This window comes from Timaviella obliquedivisa GSE-PSE-MK23-08B (genome assembly GCA_019358855.1).
Classification (GTDB): domain Bacteria; phylum Cyanobacteriota; class Cyanobacteriia; order Elainellales; family Elainellaceae; genus Timaviella; species Timaviella obliquedivisa.
Window position 1 is genome coordinate 1 of the sequence record JAHHII010000002.1, and the last position, 15,585, is coordinate 15,585.

Sequence of the window (15,585 nt, forward strand, 5' to 3'; positions counted from 1 at the left end):
TTGCTCCGTCAGGCTTGCGCCCATTGCGGAAAATTCCCCACTGCTGCCTCCCGTAGGAGTCTGGGCCGTGTCTCAGTCCCAGTGTGGCTGATCATCCTCTCAGACCAGCTACTGATCGTCGCCTAGGGGTGCCGTTACCACTCCTACTAGCTAATCAGACGCGAGCTCATCTCCAGGCACTTAAAGCTTTCACCTCTCGGCACATCCGGTATTAGCAGTCGTTTCCAACTGTTGTCCCGAACCTGAAGGCAGATCCTCACGCGTTACTCACCCGTCCGCCACTAAATCCCGAAAGATTCCGTTCGACTTGCATGTGTTAAGCAGACCGCCAGCGTTCATCCTGAGCCAGGATCAAACTCTCCATTGTGTGACTAACTTAGATAAATCTAGATTAATCATCTTGAGTTTAACGGCTCCGATCTCTCAATCGGTTTGTTATCTCGATTGTTTGAGTACGAATACTCTCTTCTATTGCATTCACGAATATTAAATGCTATTCTGACTCTCAAAACTATATAGATTTTTCTAGGTTCGGAAGTCGACTCCCGCTTCGCTTTCGCTTGGCTTCCCTCGACCGCTTTATGAATATAGCCCACCTTCTCTCTCTCTGTCAACTCCTGGCTATGAAGTTTTCTCTCTGAATCTTTAGATGCTTCTTTTTGAATCGTTATGCATACGTGGTTAAGGGCAGGGCTGATCCTTTAATCAAAGAAAATAGACACTAGAGAAATCCCCTTGATTGGACTCTAAGCTTTATGAGCCTGATTCAACATCTGCAAACCGTTCGAGATTATCGCACTCAACCGGATTACCCGCTCTGGGTGATCTTAGTTTTAATCCTCATGGGCACGATGAGTGGTTGCACCGGATACCGCTCCTTGGCTGACTTTGTCAGTCGCCATCAAGCCACCTTACTCGAGATCATGGAACTGCCTTATGAGCGACTACCGGGCTTTTCCACCCTGCGGCGGACTATGGTGCGAATTGATTTTGTCTCCTTTACGGAAGCCTTTAATCGCTGGGCACAAGAACACTGTCCACCCGCCCCTACCGAGCAAGTTGCAGTGGATGGCAAAGGCATTAGAGCCAGCCTGCGTGATTATGACCAGTCGTACCAAGACTTTGTCAGCGTCGTCTCCGCCTTCAGTGTCCAGCAAGGCGTGGTGCTGGGTTTAGAGTCAATGCGTAATGGTGAGTGTAGTGAAATCAAGACCGCTCAAGTGTTGCTAGAGAAACTGCAACTCCAAGGCGTTTGCTTCAGTCTCGATGCCCTCCATACTCAAAAAAAACAACGCAGCAGATCACTGCCAGTGGCAATGATTACTTAATTACCGTCAAAGGCAATCAGCAGACTTTGTTTAACCAGTTGCAGACTCAGTTTGAACAACTGCCGCCCCTCAGTGTTGACCATCAAAGTGAACGGACGCGGGATCGAGTGACGCACCGCAGGGTCAGCGTTTTAGACCAAATTCCAGCCATCGATCCGCAATGGGTCGGCATCCAACGGATTGTTCGAGTCGAGCGAACGGGCAGCCGTGCGGGCAAACCCTATGACGAGACGATGTTCTACATCAGTTCTTTGAGGTTAGATGCGGCTGGCTTCGCCCAACAGATTCGAGCGCACTGGCAGATTGAGAATCGGCTGCATTGGGTCAAAGATGTGGTGTTGAAAGAGGATGAATCGCCCCTCTGTGATGGCAATGCCCTGGTCAATTTTGGAATTGTCCGCACTTTCGGAGTCAATCTTTTTCGGCTGAATGGGTTTGATTCCATCACGAAAGGACTACCGTTCTTAGCGCATGATGTCAGGAAACTATTTTCCTTCTTTCAATAGATCAGCCCTGCGTGGTTAAGGGGGGTTTAAGGTACTTTACTTTTTCCATCCTCAAAAATAAAGTATGGCAAGTTGCTACATAGGACAAATTCTTAAGAGAATTTGTCCTATGTAGTTTAGGATATATGACTAAAAAGGGGTCAGAAGATGCCGATCGCCCTCATAGGTTTAATAAGTGACGCTTAGTATGCCTGTCACAACCAACCTTTTGAAATGCTTAGATGACCTTTTCTACTAAAATGAGCAAATTCTACTAGCTAACCTAGATCAGCCCCGGGTAGTTGGAGAGGACAAGACATTTTGTGAAACTAGATAAAAGGTAGGTTTTTGTGAATTTCCAATCGGTTATTGCTACGTTGCATCAGTTCTGGAGCGATCGCAACTGCATCATTGTTCAGCCCTACGATACAGAAAAGGGGGCTGGTACAATGAGTCCACATACTTTTCTACGGGCTATTGGACCAGAGCCTTGGGCTGTAGCATATGTTGAACCTTGTCGTAGACCTACAGATGGACGATATGGGGAAAATCCAAACCGTTATCAATCCTATTATCAGTACCAAGTTTTAATTAAGCCTTCGCCTGAGAACATTCAAGACATTTATCTAGACTCGTTGCGGGCTTTAGGAATTCGTCCTGAAGACCACGACATTCGATTTGTAGAAGATAATTGGGAATCACCGACGTTAGGAGCTTGGGGGGTAGGGTGGGAGGTCTGGCTAGATGGAATGGAGGTGACTCAGTTTACCTATTTTCAGCAGTGCGGTGGAATTGATTGTCGCCCAGTGTCTATTGAAATCACGTATGGGCTAGAGCGATTAACGATGTATTTGCAGGAGGTCGATGCTTTTACTAAGATTCAATGGAACGAGCAGGTGACCTATGGCGATGTTCATCTTCAAGGAGAGATTGAACACTCTATTTATAACTTTGAGGCATCAAACGCAGAGATGCTGTTCAACTTGTTCGGTCTATATGAACAGGAAGCAAGACAGCTAATTGAGAAGAAATTAGTTTTGCCTGCTCAAGATTATGTATTGAAGTGCTCTCATACCTTTAACTTATTAGATGCTAGAGGTGTCATTTCTGTGACAGAGCGAACACGCTATATCGGGCGAATTCGTACTTTGGCGCGACACATAGCTGGGCTATATTTGGGACAGCGAGAAGAGCTAGGATTTCCACTACTAAAAGATAATGAAGGAAAAGCTGCTTAGTAGGTTTAGTGAACAGAAAAGGAGGGTAGTTGCAGTTAAGATTAACTTTTCAGTCTCTTAAGGTACAACTACTCCTCCGCAGCATTCATTCACCTGTTCATTTAAGTTACTCGTAGGGTTTGTCGATTCTGTTATGTCGATGTGAAGTTTAGATGACAAGTTGAGTTAGGAGTTTATGCGGGCTAAAAGATAAATCTTAGAGCAGGATAAGGCGATCGTTCCTCTCTAAAAAATTCACATTTTTGAAATCACCCTGACATTTCTTTGCCATATGGGCTAAGTATTCTAGCTATTATCGAAGCATATTCCACTTTTGAATTATCTGGGTAACCAACCCGACTATGACTAACATAAGTACTCGTAAGTTTCTGTTCCAACGTCCTATTACTTATCTATCTTTAGTTTTGCTAGGAGCAGGAGGCGCTTTTGGAGGCAGCCGTTTATTAGCTTCTACAGCGCAAGCTGAGCAAAAGTCTGTGACTCAGTCATTAGTTAGTCAAGTGCCTGCTGCAAGCTCAGGCAATCTAAATAACTCAGGTGGATCGGGACGGCTCCTGAGTGCAGTAAATCCAAATTTTATCGCAGAGGCGGCTCAGAAGGTGGGTCCGGCAGTTGTGCGAATTGACTCGAAGCGCCAAGTGGTCAGTCGAGGTGTACCAGACGAATTTTCTAATGACCCGACGTTGCGGCGTTTCTTTGGAAATCGAAATCCCCAGCGACCCTTCTCTAGAGTTGAAGAAGGGACTGGCTCTGGGTTCATTGTCGATGCGAGTGGTCTGATTTTAACTAATGCCCATGTTGTTGATGGGGCGGATCAGGTGAGCGTACTTTTGAAAGATGGTCGCAGGCTGGAGGGTAGAGTTTTAGGTGCAGATCCAGTAACTGATGTTGCAGTAGTGAAGGTTGAAGCCAGTAACCTGCCCGCAGTGAGCTTAGGCAATTCAGAATTGCTTCAGCCAGGAGAATGGGCGATCGCCATTGGAAACCCCTTGGGATTGGACAACACCGTCACAGCAGGAATCATTAGTGCAACAGGTCGATCAAGTGCTGATATTGGCGTGGGCGATCGGCGGGTAGGCTTTATTCAAACTGATGCAGCCATCAATCCAGGGAACTCTGGAGGTCCACTCCTCAATGAAAAAGGGGAAGTAGTAGGCATGAATACGGCAATCATCAGCGGCGCACAGGGCTTAGGTTTTGCAGTTCCTGTTAACACTGCCAAACGAATTTCTGACCTATTAATTGCCAATGGAAAGGTGGATCATCCTTATTTAGGGATTCAGATGGCAACCATTACCCCCGACTTAAAGCAGAGGTTGAGCGATGATCCTAATAGTCCAATCAGCGTTCAGGAAGACAAAGGAATTGTTGTCCTCAAAGTCGTTCCAGATTCTCCAGCCGCAAAAGCAGGGTTAAAGGCAGGGGATGTGATCACGAAAATTGGAGGACAGGATGCAGCTAGTGCTGAGGTGATCCAGCAGAAGGTTGAAGAGAGTAAAGTCGGAGGGGATTTGGCGATCGAGCTACGTCGTCAAGGGCAAACCCTAGACCTATCGATTCAGCCAGGAATCCTTCCGGCTCAATAGGGAGTAAGGATAGGCTTAATAGGAAGGGGCATTTTAAGCATAAGGATTGACTCACTAATGCTCTAAAATGCCCTGCTTAAAGTAAAGGTCTATTTAGGAATGAGCAGTTTGAGCGATCGCCGTTTCTGGATACAGCGAACTCAAATCAGGTTCATGCCAAACTTTACCATCTAAAGCCATTTGCTCAATAAGGCTTGCCAACCGTAAAGCCTTGAGAGCCTGCTCACCCCCAACTGACGGTTGCTTGCCACCTCGGACGCAGCTGACAAAATGTTCTAGTTCGGCATGAAGCGGTTCAATATTGCTAGTGTAGACTTTCTCAATCAAACCATCCTGGCGATAGAGAACTTGCCCATGATCAGTGAGACAGTTGTAAGTTGTCTGGCGATGTATCAGAATCTCATTGTTGAGAAAATTTGCTTCTGTTAAAGAGTTTTTGCAGTGGGCTGAAATCCGGCGAATCTTGCGATGGGTGACCTTGCTGGCAGTCAGGGTTGCTACGATGCCATTGGCAAATCCTAGAATAGCGGTGACGTAATCTAGATATCCTGAATCTGAGGCACGGCTACCACTAGCAGTCAGTTTGATGACGGGCGAGCCTGCTAGCTCCATCATTAAATCGATGTCATGAATCATTAAGTCCAAAACGACAGAGACATCGTTTGCACGGTCAGAATAAGGACTCATGCGATGAGCCTCTAAAGCTAGTAGCTCCTCATTTCTGAGAACTTTGTGAAGCTCTTGGAAAGCTGGGTTAAAGCGTTCGATGTGACCGACTTGCAGGATACAGTGATACTCAGCAGCAGCATTGACTAAGGACTCAGCCTCAACAATGTTGGCAGCGATCGGCTTTTCAATAAGGACATGAACGCCTGCTTGCAAACAGGTCATACCCACAGGATGATGCAGACGAGTCGGAACAGCGATACAAACTGCTTCAACATGATTCAGCATGTCCCGATAATCTTCAAAAAAACGAACTCGGTACTTGCTGGCTGTATCTAGTCCTCGCTCCACATTAATATCAGATACGCCGACTAATTCTACATCTTTGAGCAAGCTTAGAATGCGAGTATGGTGCTGCCCCATGTTGCCTACGCCAATGACACCAATGCGGATAGGCTCCAAATGATAACGCTGTCCCTGAGCAGTTACCTGCCCCTCTGATAAATTCTCCACTCCTGATCTCCCCTACACCACACCTTCACAGTAAAGATAACTTGAATCTATATGAAGAATTCTAAAGTTACCTCCAAACCCATCCTATCAGGCGATCATATTTTCTGAGGTTAGCTATGTCGCCGTATGGAGCAGTGTGTCAGTTCTTATCCTGTCCATCGCTTTTCTCCTCATAGTCTCGATCGCAGCAGCTAGGAAGGGAGTGTGTTAGATTTACCCACGAAAAAACTCTTGTTACTGATACGCTAATAGCTAACTCTCAACGGTTCCTGAACTCCCTCGTGTCTATGCCTTTGACTATATTGATTGTCGATGATGACTTGGGGATACGGTTATCGGTTAGCGATTCCCTGGAAATGGCAGGCTATTCGGTAGTGATGTCCGAAAACGGTCAAAGTGCGCTGGAAATGGTGAGTCAGTATCAACCCCATTTGATTGTGACAGATGTCACGATGCCCCAAATGGATGGGTATGAATTAATTCGTCGGGTGCGTCGTCAGCCTGCCTTTCGATTATTGCCAGTCATTTTTTTAACGGCGCGAACGAATACCCAAGAACGGATTAAAGGCTATCAGTTGGGATGTGATGCTTACTTGCCAAAACCCTTTGAACTAAACGAATTAGTGGCGGTCGTGCGGAATTTATTAGAACGATCGCAAATGATGGAATCGGAGTGGCGACTGCGATTGCGATCGGTCGAGGCAGAAGAACAGCCGCTGTTCGATAAAAACAATGCGATGTTGGCGCTTGAACTTACTCAAAGAGAGCAAGAGGTTTTGGCAGAATTGGTTGAGGGCTTATCGAATGGACAAATTGGCGATCGCCTCCACCTTAGCCCCCGCACTATTGAGAAGCATGTTAGTAGCCTCTTGCGCAAAACCCAAACCAGTAACCGAGCAGAACTTGTTCGGTTTGCCATGGATCATGGCTTAGTCAATTAGGCACCAAATTTGGTGAATTTACTAGGCGACTCAAATCACTAGAACCGATCGTGTTCATCTGAGATGATATCATGCAACTCAGGCACCCGCAGCGTCCATAAGTAATAGCAGCAGCAGTCCGAGCGTTCATAGATTGATTACGATACACTGCATCGTAATTAATGGTGTAGCCGACATCATCTAAAATCGCAGCGTCCAGAATTGTGGGCAGTTGCCGTCCACCCGAACTGCTAGTTGGATCCATCAAAGTTTCGCCTGAACCCCCAAACTCGTAGCCGTCTCGGATATGCGCACCGCCTGGTTGCAGAGGAAGGGGGTTTCCACCGTTGACCCTTAATACATTAGTGCCCACAAAGGAATCGTTTACCACTAGGTTGTTAAAGGCACTTGCAGAGCGGTTAAATCCAAGAATATGACCTACCTCATGGACAGCCGTAGAGATAAAGTCAGTCTGGTTTAGGGGAATGTCTGTTGCAGTATTAGGGGTGGGATCAAAGAACCAGTTGGTGTTGTCATTAAAGGAAATTGATCCTAGCCAAGGCTCGAAATCGCTGCCATTGTAGCGAGCTTCATTGGTGTAGTTTCCTGACGGTGCGCCTACTGCTAGAGTCGCCCCACCCAAACCTCTGGCTCCGACAAAAATAGTGACATCATCAATCGGGGTATCGGTAGTGAAGATATTGTTGTTGCCAACGTATTCGTTAGTTTCAGGATTGAGGACAAAAGGGGTGGCTGTGCCTATAGGAGTATCAGGAAATTCATCGGCAATAATACTTTCCCAAATGCGGGCGGCGGCTTCTAGGGAAGCTTTACGAGCAGGAGTAAACCAGCCTTGAGTGTCAAATCGGTAGTCGAACTGGATATTGAAAGAGCCAGCGGGCTTCAGCGCGATCGCGGCTGGAACGGGTTCAGGAGAACTTGACGCAGAGAGTACAGCAGGTTCAGCCGATGTTTGAAGCCTGTAGCGAGTGCGAATGTTTTGTCCACTTTTTCCCCTTCCGCCTGCAAAAACTCGAATGTGGTAAATTCCTTGTTCTAAAACAGTGGTGATTATTTTATTACTCGTATTGCTTTTAAGCGAAGGACGCAGAATCACCTGTCCCCGATCGCCCAAAAGTTGAATATTAGCATTTGCTTTTAATCTGCTCAGAGATAGGCTGATGCTGCTACGGCTACCTAGAACAAAGCGAAAGAAGTCGTTTTTATTACTACCGCTGAGCCGATCGCCAATATTTTGTTTGCCATTGGCTAAATTAATGAGTGTCGCTTGCCTCAACGTTTTTCCCACACGATCGCCAGACATGTTCTACCTCAGTATCAAAAAATACTAAGAATAGAGTGCCCGATACGGTCAAGGGTGCGACATCTCACCTTCTCGTAAAACAGCTAAAGCTTTTTAGATAGGCGAATAAAAACACAGGGATCAATCTATGCCTCTCGATCCATGACACGAGGTAAAGATTAAGGAATAATTTTTTATACTTAATCTGTGCAATCTTACGGAGTCTTCGTCTCTAGAAGGTAAGTGATATCTAAAGCGAGCGCCTTAGCCTCTTCAACCTCCAAGTTTTGCTCTCAGCCAACTTTAATGTTTGACTCAGACGCGCATCATTCTCTCAGCAAATAATGCTTTACAGTAAAAGCGTGCTCCTCCATCTCAACGACATTAGCCATGAGAATTCAGTCTGCGTTCCCTGTCTTTTCAAGAACCTTGAGAAGAATCTTGAAAACCCTTGGATTTGTAGCTGTGGCGCTTGGGACGGCAACCGCTCCAGCTTTCGCAGGTGCTGAGTTTAGTCCACAAAGTTTCCTACAGGATGCCTTGGCGCAGATGGAAGGGTTAGGAATACTAGGAGCGATCGCTTTCATCGTCCTGTACATTATTGCCACAGTCTTGTTCTTACCCGGCTCTGCTCTCACCTTAGGAGCAGGCGTAGTATTTGGAGTGGTGCAAGGCTCTATCTATGTCTTTGTGGGTGCTACCTTAGGCGCTACTCTTGCCTTCTTAGTGGGTCGCTATGTTGCACGCGGTTGGGTTTCTAAAAAGATTGAAGGCAATCAAAAATTCAAGGCGATCGATCGGGCTGTTGGACAAGACGGCTTCAGAATTGTCTTACTAACTCGCCTATCCCCTGTTTTTCCATTCAACTTGTTGAACTATGCTTTGGGTATCACCCAGGTTTCTCTACGTGACTATTTCTTTGGTTCTGTCGGCATGATTCCTGGCACCATTCTGTATGTTTATATCGGTTCACTTGCTCACGATTTAACCCTGATTGGCTCAGCAGAGCAGCCGACCGATCCTGTGGTGCAATGGGCAACTCGGCTCATTAGCTTTATCGCTACAGTTGCGGTCACCTTCTATATCACAAGAGTTGCTCAAAAAGCACTAGCAGAGAGTGTGATATCTGAGGGAGTGCCAGACCGAAGTTAATTGTCCCATTGATTATTAGAATGCAGTAACCATTCAGGGAGAAAAAACTATGGCTCAGTCTGCCTTTCAGGGTGTAACCGTCTTACCAATGGATGAATACAATCAAACCCTGGTTTCCCAGGTTCATCCGCCAGATTGGGTGAACCCGGCTCCGGCAAGCTGTTATGACTTAGTTGTTATTGGTGCAGGCACAGCAGGGTTAGTTGTAGCGGCAGGTGCAGCAGGGTTAGGAGTGGGCTTGAAAGTAGCGCTGATTGAACGACATTTGATGGGTGGCGATTGCCTAAATGTGGGTTGTGTGCCTTCTAAGTGCTTGATTCGATCTTCACGAGTGGTGGCTGATATGCGAGATTCTAAGCCTTTTGGGATTGAGCCTCCTGATCAGATTGCGATCGATTTTCCAGCAGTGATGGCTCGAATGCGACAGATACGAGCAGGCATCAGCCCCAATGACTCGGCTTCAAGATTTCAGAACATTGGAGTAGATGTCTTTTTAGGGGACGGGCGGTTTACTAGTGAGCGAAGTATACAAGTCGGTAATCAGACCCTTCGCTTCAAAAAAGCGGCGATCGCCACGGGCGCACGCGCTACCAGTCCTTCCATTCCTGGCATTGAGGAAGCGGGATACTTAACCAACGAAACTGTCTTTTCCTTGACCGATCGCCCTAATCGCCTAGCTGTGATCGGTGGCGGGCCCATTGGCTGCGAGTTAGCACAGACGTTTCAAAGGTTAGGGTGCGAGGTAACTCTGATCCACAAAGGCTCTCATCTACTTGACAAAGAAGATGCTGATGCGGCAGAAATTGTGCAGCAAAATTTTATTCGTGAAGGCGTTCGCTTAATGTTAAATGCTCAGATTGAGCGGGTAGAAAAAACGACAGATGGCAAAGTGATTACATTCAAGTCGCAGAACCAAGAAGACGCTATTACCGTAGACGAAATTTTAGTAGGGGCGGGACGATCGCCCAACATAGAAGGACTTAATCTAGAAGGAGTCGGGGTAGACTATGACCCCAAAAAGGGCGTATTAGTCAATGATTATCTGCAAACTACTAATCCTAAAATCTACGCGGCAGGCGATATTTGCATGGATTGGAAGTTCACCCATGCGGCAGATGCGGCGGCGCGAATTGTGATTAAAAATATGTTCTTCTCGCCCTTGGGTTTAGGTCGCTCAAAGTTGAGTGGTTTAGTGATGCCTTGGGTTACTTATACCGATCCAGAGATTGCCCATGTCGGACTCTATGAGTCTCAGGCACGACAGCAAGGTATTGAGATCAGCACAATACAAATCCCTTTTAAGGAGGTCGATCGGGCGATCGTTGATGGTGAATTAGAAGGTTTCATCAAAATTCTTCACCAAAAAAGCAGCGACAAAATTTTAGGAGCAACCATTGTCGCCAGACACGCCGGAGAGATGATTAGCGAAATTACCACTGCCATGATTGGAAACGTTGGACTTGGCAAGCTTTCAAGCGTCATTCATCCGTATCCAACCCAAGCCGAAGGGATTAAAAAAGCAGCAGATGCCTATCGTCGGACTCTACTAACGCCCCAGATTAAAGCGTTTCTAAAAATCCTGACGAGGATTTCTTAAAGTTTTTTTGTGCTTTGCAGATAGTTTTCTGAAGGCAGCCTATTCTTCTGGCACATTCAAGTTAAAGCCATAGAAGTTAAGGACTATAAATTAGACTTGTCGTAAAGTTGGGTTGGCATCTGGCTCATGGCTTCTATCGCCCGCAAAAATTTATTTGAAGACATTCCCCGTTTCTTAGTCGCGCAAGCAGGGATCATGTTTGCAGTGAGCTTGGTGACGATTCAAACTGGAATTCTTAACGGCTTTACTCGCTCTACAGGCGTTTTGATCGATCGCTCCCAAGCTGATATTTGGGTGACCAGCAAAGACATGGTTTACCTAGAACTAACGTTGCCCATGCCTGCTGGCAATCTTAACCAAGCGCTTAAAATTCCGGGTGTAGCCAGAGCCGAACCGCTGCTGTTAGGCGGTGGAATTTGGCGTAACCCTGAAGGGAAACTGAGCACCACTCGCATTTTTGGCTTTGATCCGGCAGGGCAACTGTTCAACGCTTTTGAAGTTACGGAAGGCAGCTTAGATGCACTGAAGCAGCCTTACTCGATCATGGTTGACCGTGCCAACCTCAAAAACCTGAACATTGAGAAAGTGGGTGATACTGCCACCATCGGCGCACTCAGCCTTGAGGTGGTCGGGATGACCCAAGGATCTCAGTCGATCGCTTCGGGCAACTTTCTGTTTGCATCCATCGAAAATACGAAAGCTTACGCCACCGGAAATCGGACTGCCAACCTCAACTGCCGTACGGAAGCCGACCAGTTTCTCTGCACCAATGTGTATGAACAGTCGCCTGCCTCGAATCCTGCCACGATCGCCCCAACGCCTCTAACCGCGACCGATCCTATTAGCTACATCCTAGTGCGCGCCCAACCCGGACAAGATCTAGAAGCACTTAAGCGCCAACTCGAAGCCAACCTGCCCGACACTCGCGCTTACACCCGCGCTGAAATGGCGCAGATCACTCGCAGCTATTGGCTCCGTCGAACTGGAGTGGGTTTTATTTTGGGGCTAGGAGCCACGGTGGGCTTCATTGTAGGGGTAGTGATTGTCGGACAAATTCTTTATTCCTCAGTGTCTGATCACTTAAAAGAGTTTGCCACCCTGAAAGCGATGGGTGTATCTGACCGGGTGCTTTACAGCATTATTATTGAACAGTCTTTGTGGATGGCAGTACTGGGTTATCTTCCCAGTATGGCGATTTGCTTGGGGCTTGGAGCTTGGACATTTGCGACCCAGGGGGTAACGATTTTAGTAACGCCGCTGATGGCAACTGGCGTGTTAGGAATTACTGTTTTTATGTGTGTGGGTTCGGCGGTGTTTGCGATTCAGAAGGTAACTCATGTTGACCCTGCGGTAGTTTTCAAGTCATAGACGTTGAAAAGAAGATGTTATGTAGTATTCAGTTTCGAGTCCGGATTGGAGGCGATCGTCCTAGAAGGATTGACAACTCATCCCAGCAAATTTAGATGGAACAGTTTAACGTCCTGCACATTCATAGATAGAGATTGAACATTTTGCCTCAATACTAAAACATAAGTCTAAAGCCATTGGTTTAAGAGACTTGGTCAAAATAAACAGGGTTCACTCAATTTAAGGATCTACCTCAAATCCGGTAGCCCGATAGACTAAAGATCTGAATATCTGCACCCCCTACTCAACTAAACGCGAATGACTGCCACGCCGATTCAATTTCAAGTCGATCTAACAGAGCCTCCCACAGTTCTGAGTTCAAGTTCTCACGAGATACTTGACCCATTCATGGGAACAAGGGCGATTGTTGCTAGGGGTGTAGAAATGGTTTTTCAGAGTGGCAACCAGAAATATCACGCCCTCAAAACTATCAATCTAGATGTTTACCGAGGTGATATTCAACTCTTGATGGGCCCTTCAGGCTCTGGCAAAACGACGCTTTTGTCAATTTTGGGTGGAATTTTAACTCCAACATCAGGCAGCGTTTGCCTAGCAGGACAAGACTTGACTAAAATGTCGCGATCGCAGCTTGCTAAGTTCCGGCTCAAAAATATTGGCTTTATTTTTCAAGAATTTAACCTTTTTCCGGCTCTGACAGCAGTTGAGAACGTAGAAGTTGCCCTGAAGCTCAAAGGGTTTAAGGGAGGAGCAGTGCATAAGGAGGGGCTGTTTTTACTAGAACAGGTGGGGCTAGCCGATAAAGCGAAGAGTCTTCCCCGCGATCTGTCAGGTGGACAAAAGCAGCGAGTGGCGATCGCCCGTGCCCTCGCCGGAAGTCCTCAGTTCATCATGGCAGATGAACCGACAGCAGCCTTAGATTCTCAAAGCGGTCATGCGGTCATTACGCTCTTGCGTCAACTTGCAAAAGAGCATAATCGGACAGTGTTAATGGTGACCCACGATCCACGAATTATGGATGTAGCCGATCGGGTAACAAACTTAGAAGATGGTGTTTTGCAGACTGTTTAGGTCGCTAATTTGTGCCATCTTAATTTGTGCCAGCTAGTATCTTATCGCTACCGTTTTAGAGATTGCCGCAAGGTTTCTTCTACCGATCGAGGATTCCAGCCTAATTCTTTTCTGGCTTTATCACCGCTGACTCGAACACAGCGATCGTAAATATAATGAACCCGCTCCCGGCTGATAGGCGGCTGCCAACTCAGTAAGTGTCCAATGGGTTCAAGAATATTGCCGACCAGTCGAACGACAGGTTGAGGAACCTCTGTGGGGGCAGGAATGCCAGTCTCTTGACTCAAAAATTGGAACATTGCACGAGTAGAAAGATCCCCAGTAGAAATAATGTAGTGAGAACCTGAGGGAGCATGGTCGGCAGCAAGAATCATAGCACTAACCAAATCATCGACATGGACGATACCTGTAATGCGATCGCCCCCTGCCCAAACTTTCAATTTGCCGTTCAGAAACGTATCCATTACTGGACCAAAGTGCGGATCATCGGCTCCAAAGATTCCCGATGGCATCACGCTGACAACCGGAAAACCCACTACGGCAAATTGATCGACGATCTGCTGTGCCTGGTATTTAGTCGAGTCGTAAGCAGAGGAAAACCCTTGTTGTTGACGCTCAAAAGTTTCATCAATAATTTGACCTTGCGTATCGCCATATACGCCAATGGTGCTGCAATAGACCATCTTTTGAACACCCACAGCTTGTGCCGCTTCCAAAACATTGCGAGTTCCCTCAACATTAATGCGCTCCATCCGGGCAGCATCAACGATTCCCAGTTCTACATAGGCGGCAGTGTGGAACACGCGATCGACCCCTTGCATGGCGGACTGAAGAGAGGCGCGATCGGTGATATCGCCGTAGGCTAGTTGGACATTGGTAGGAGTGAGGCGGGAAAGATCGCTAGTTTTGCGGACAAGGGCAATGATAGTATGACTCGGCTCACTCTGCTCTACAAGAGCTTTGACCAAGTGGGAGCCTGTAAAACCGTTGGCTCCAGTGATGAGAGTTTTCATAAAGTAAAAGGAGAGGGCTAGAGAGCTTTTTCGTAAATGCGGTAGGTTTTATAGATGGTGCCGCCAGAAGCTTCGATGAGTTTTCGGGAGGGCATGTTGTCTTCAAAAACCCAGGAAAGTTCGGCGCGTTTGTAGGGCTTGCCTTTCTGAATACCGCCTTTCATGCCGAGGTAAATGAGGGCGAGAGGAACAAGTTTGCGGCGATATTCGGGCAAAGAACAAACAGCAATGACTCGACCTTGGTCAATTTGCCGACGATACCAGAGGAATTTGAGAACGCCTAACCAGTTCAGCTTGCCATTAATATGTTTGAGAGCAATATTATAATCAGGCAGCGCCATCCAAAAGCCAATCATTTCACCGTTATATTCGGCGATCGGAAAGATATCAGGATCAACTAAACTTTGTAGATCTTTGGCTTCTTCTAAAAATTCTGCTTGAGTACGAGGCGTTGAACTCCAATTGCCCGAAAAAGCTTTATTAAATAAGTTATAGAGGGCAATGCAGTCTTGCTCGAAGCCATCGCCTTTAAGACGCAATGGGCGAAAGGTAACACCAGATTTGCAAGCAATGCGGTAGGACTTGGCAAACTGTTCGGTGAGATTGTGGTTAAGGGGAAGGTCGTAGGCATAAGCATCTTTGGCTTTTCCCCAGCCGTCTTGTTCCATAAATTTGGGGTAGTAAGACGGGTTATAAGGCATCATCACCATCGGCGGCGAGTCGAAGCCATCCACTAACAAGAGGCAGTTGTTGTGGGTAGACAGATCGATCGGGCCTCGAGCGATCGCCATTCCCTCGCCTCTCAGCCAATCACTCGCCGCTTGGAACAATGCCTGCGCTACTGCAAAATCTTCAATACACTCGAAATAGCCAAATAGTCCAATGTTTACGCCTTCGCGTTGAATGAGGCGATCATTAATTGCTGCAACAATGCGCCCTACAACTTCTTGGGTTTGGGGCACAACGGCAATAAATTGTTGTAGCCTGCCATATTGAAAGAAAGTATTTTGAGGAGAAAGCTGTTTAGCAATGCTGCTGCGCAACGGTGGCACCCAGTTGGGGTCGTTTTTATAAATTTTGGCAGGCAGATCGAGGAAGCGATCGCCATCTGCGGCTGTGGTAACGGGTCGGATTTCAATTTGAGCGTTGGCGGTTGCAACCATGGTTAACTTGCTGAACTCTTTTAGAGACTTTACCAAACAACCTGACCCTAGCTGCGATCGAAATTTACCTCCACGACCCCGAAGATACGCAGAAAGTTTGTGGAGATCTATCAACATTAACGTAACATGCCAAAAGATTCTTGCGATCCACCTTAATTAGAGTGATATGCAAAACGTTTCTCTCT

At 46.9% G+C, this 15,585-nt stretch carries 13 protein-coding genes and 1 rRNA gene; 9 read left to right on the forward strand and 5 right to left on the reverse strand.

Annotated elements, in window-relative coordinates; all coding sequences use genetic code 11:
• Positions 1-367 (reverse strand): 16S ribosomal RNA (locus KME11_03425); the annotation flags it as partial.
• A 388-nt stretch (positions 368-755) separates the two neighbouring features.
• Here KME11_03425 and KME11_03430 point away from each other — a divergent pair.
• The 4 genes from KME11_03430 (at position 756) to KME11_03445 (ending at position 4,637) form a co-directional block, all read left to right on the forward strand.
• Positions 756-1,328 (forward strand): ISAs1 family transposase, encoded by a 573-nt coding sequence (locus tag KME11_03430; GenBank protein ID MBW4514257.1) that lies wholly within the window; start codon positions 756-758, stop codon positions 1,326-1,328.
• A complete protein-coding gene (locus KME11_03435) occupies positions 1,253-1,834 on the forward strand; it encodes an ISAs1 family transposase (protein MBW4514258.1) in 582 nt (193 codons plus the stop codon). The genes KME11_03430 and KME11_03435 overlap by 76 nt, the downstream gene beginning before the upstream one ends.
• Positions 1,835-2,163: 329 nt before the next feature.
• Positions 2,164-3,051, forward strand: a complete 888-nt coding sequence (gene glyQ, locus KME11_03440) for a glycine--tRNA ligase subunit alpha (protein MBW4514259.1) — start codon at positions 2,164-2,166, stop codon at positions 3,049-3,051.
• A 341-nt stretch (positions 3,052-3,392) separates the two neighbouring features.
• Positions 3,393-4,637, forward strand: coding sequence for a trypsin-like peptidase domain-containing protein (locus tag KME11_03445; GenBank protein ID MBW4514260.1), 1,245 nt, complete (start codon positions 3,393-3,395; stop codon positions 4,635-4,637).
• Between the two features lie 93 nt (positions 4,638-4,730).
• Here KME11_03445 and KME11_03450 read toward each other — a convergent pair whose 3' ends face one another.
• Positions 4,731-5,726 carry a Gfo/Idh/MocA family oxidoreductase gene (locus KME11_03450; GenBank protein ID MBW4514261.1) on the reverse strand — a complete coding sequence of 332 codons (996 nt, stop codon included), beginning with the start codon at positions 5,724-5,726 and terminating at the stop codon, positions 4,731-4,733.
• Positions 5,727-6,103: 377 nt separating this feature from the next.
• Here KME11_03450 and KME11_03455 point away from each other — a divergent pair, with 377 nt between their 5' ends.
• Positions 6,104-6,757 carry a response regulator transcription factor gene (locus KME11_03455; GenBank protein MBW4514262.1) on the forward strand — a complete coding sequence of 218 codons (654 nt, stop codon included), beginning with the start codon at positions 6,104-6,106 and terminating at the stop codon, positions 6,755-6,757.
• Here KME11_03455 and KME11_03460 read toward each other — a convergent pair.
• The gene (locus tag KME11_03460; protein MBW4514263.1) at positions 6,750-8,060 is read right to left on the reverse strand and encodes a hypothetical protein; all 1,311 of its coding nucleotides are present in this window, start codon (positions 8,058-8,060) and stop codon (positions 6,750-6,752) included. The genes KME11_03455 and KME11_03460 overlap by 8 nt on opposite strands.
• Before the next feature lie 369 nt (positions 8,061-8,429).
• Between KME11_03460 and KME11_03465 the strand changes: the two genes are divergently transcribed.
• From KME11_03465 to KME11_03480, 4 genes are all read left to right on the forward strand, one after another.
• On the forward strand, positions 8,430-9,191 hold the full coding sequence (locus tag KME11_03465; protein ID MBW4514264.1) for a TVP38/TMEM64 family protein: 762 nt from the start codon (positions 8,430-8,432) through the stop codon (positions 9,189-9,191).
• Positions 9,192-9,240: 49 nt separating this feature from the next.
• Positions 9,241-10,788: a mercuric reductase gene (locus tag KME11_03470; protein MBW4514265.1), complete on the forward strand. Its 1,548-nt coding sequence runs from the start codon at positions 9,241-9,243 to the stop codon at positions 10,786-10,788.
• Positions 10,789-10,914: 126 nt separating this feature from the next.
• Positions 10,915-12,156, forward strand: a complete 1,242-nt coding sequence (locus tag KME11_03475) for an ABC transporter permease (protein ID MBW4514266.1) — start codon at positions 10,915-10,917, stop codon at positions 12,154-12,156.
• A gap of 423 nt (positions 12,157-12,579) precedes the next feature.
• On the forward strand, positions 12,580-13,224 hold the full coding sequence (locus KME11_03480; protein MBW4514267.1) for an ABC transporter ATP-binding protein: 645 nt from the start codon (positions 12,580-12,582) through the stop codon (positions 13,222-13,224).
• A gap of 47 nt (positions 13,225-13,271) precedes the next feature.
• Here the strand turns inward: KME11_03480 and KME11_03485 are convergent, their stop codons facing one another.
• Complete coding sequence (locus KME11_03485) at positions 13,272-14,237, reverse strand: NAD-dependent epimerase/dehydratase family protein (GenBank protein MBW4514268.1); 966 nt, start codon at positions 14,235-14,237, stop codon at positions 13,272-13,274.
• Between the two features lie 17 nt (positions 14,238-14,254).
• The gene (locus KME11_03490; GenBank protein ID MBW4514269.1) at positions 14,255-15,400 is read right to left on the reverse strand and encodes a hypothetical protein; all 1,146 of its coding nucleotides are present in this window, start codon (positions 15,398-15,400) and stop codon (positions 14,255-14,257) included.
• Between the last annotated feature and the right edge of the window lie 185 nt (positions 15,401-15,585).

Excerpts from the sequence above, each read along its gene's own strand:
- KME11_03430 (MBW4514257.1), top strand. The coding sequence starts at position 756 with ATGAGCCTGATTCAACATCTGCAAACCGTTCGAGATTATCGCACTCAA.
- KME11_03445 (MBW4514260.1), top strand. The coding sequence starts at position 3,393 with ATGACTAACATAAGTACTCGTAAGTTTCTGTTCCAACGTCCTATTACT.
- KME11_03450 (MBW4514261.1), bottom strand. The coding sequence starts at position 5,726 with ATGGGGCAGCACCATACTCGCATTCTAAGCTTGCTCAAAGATGTAGAA.
- KME11_03455 (MBW4514262.1), top strand. The coding sequence starts at position 6,104 with ATGCCTTTGACTATATTGATTGTCGATGATGACTTGGGGATACGGTTA.
- KME11_03460 (MBW4514263.1), bottom strand. The coding sequence starts at position 8,060 with ATGTCTGGCGATCGTGTGGGAAAAACGTTGAGGCAAGCGACACTCATT.
- KME11_03465 (MBW4514264.1), top strand. The coding sequence starts at position 8,430 with ATGAGAATTCAGTCTGCGTTCCCTGTCTTTTCAAGAACCTTGAGAAGA.
- KME11_03470 (MBW4514265.1), top strand. The coding sequence starts at position 9,241 with ATGGCTCAGTCTGCCTTTCAGGGTGTAACCGTCTTACCAATGGATGAA.
- KME11_03475 (MBW4514266.1), top strand. The coding sequence starts at position 10,915 with ATGGCTTCTATCGCCCGCAAAAATTTATTTGAAGACATTCCCCGTTTC.
- KME11_03480 (MBW4514267.1), top strand. The coding sequence starts at position 12,580 with ATGGTTTTTCAGAGTGGCAACCAGAAATATCACGCCCTCAAAACTATC.
- KME11_03485 (MBW4514268.1), bottom strand. The coding sequence starts at position 14,237 with ATGAAAACTCTCATCACTGGAGCCAACGGTTTTACAGGCTCCCACTTG.
- KME11_03490 (MBW4514269.1), bottom strand. The coding sequence starts at position 15,400 with ATGGTTGCAACCGCCAACGCTCAAATTGAAATCCGACCCGTTACCACA.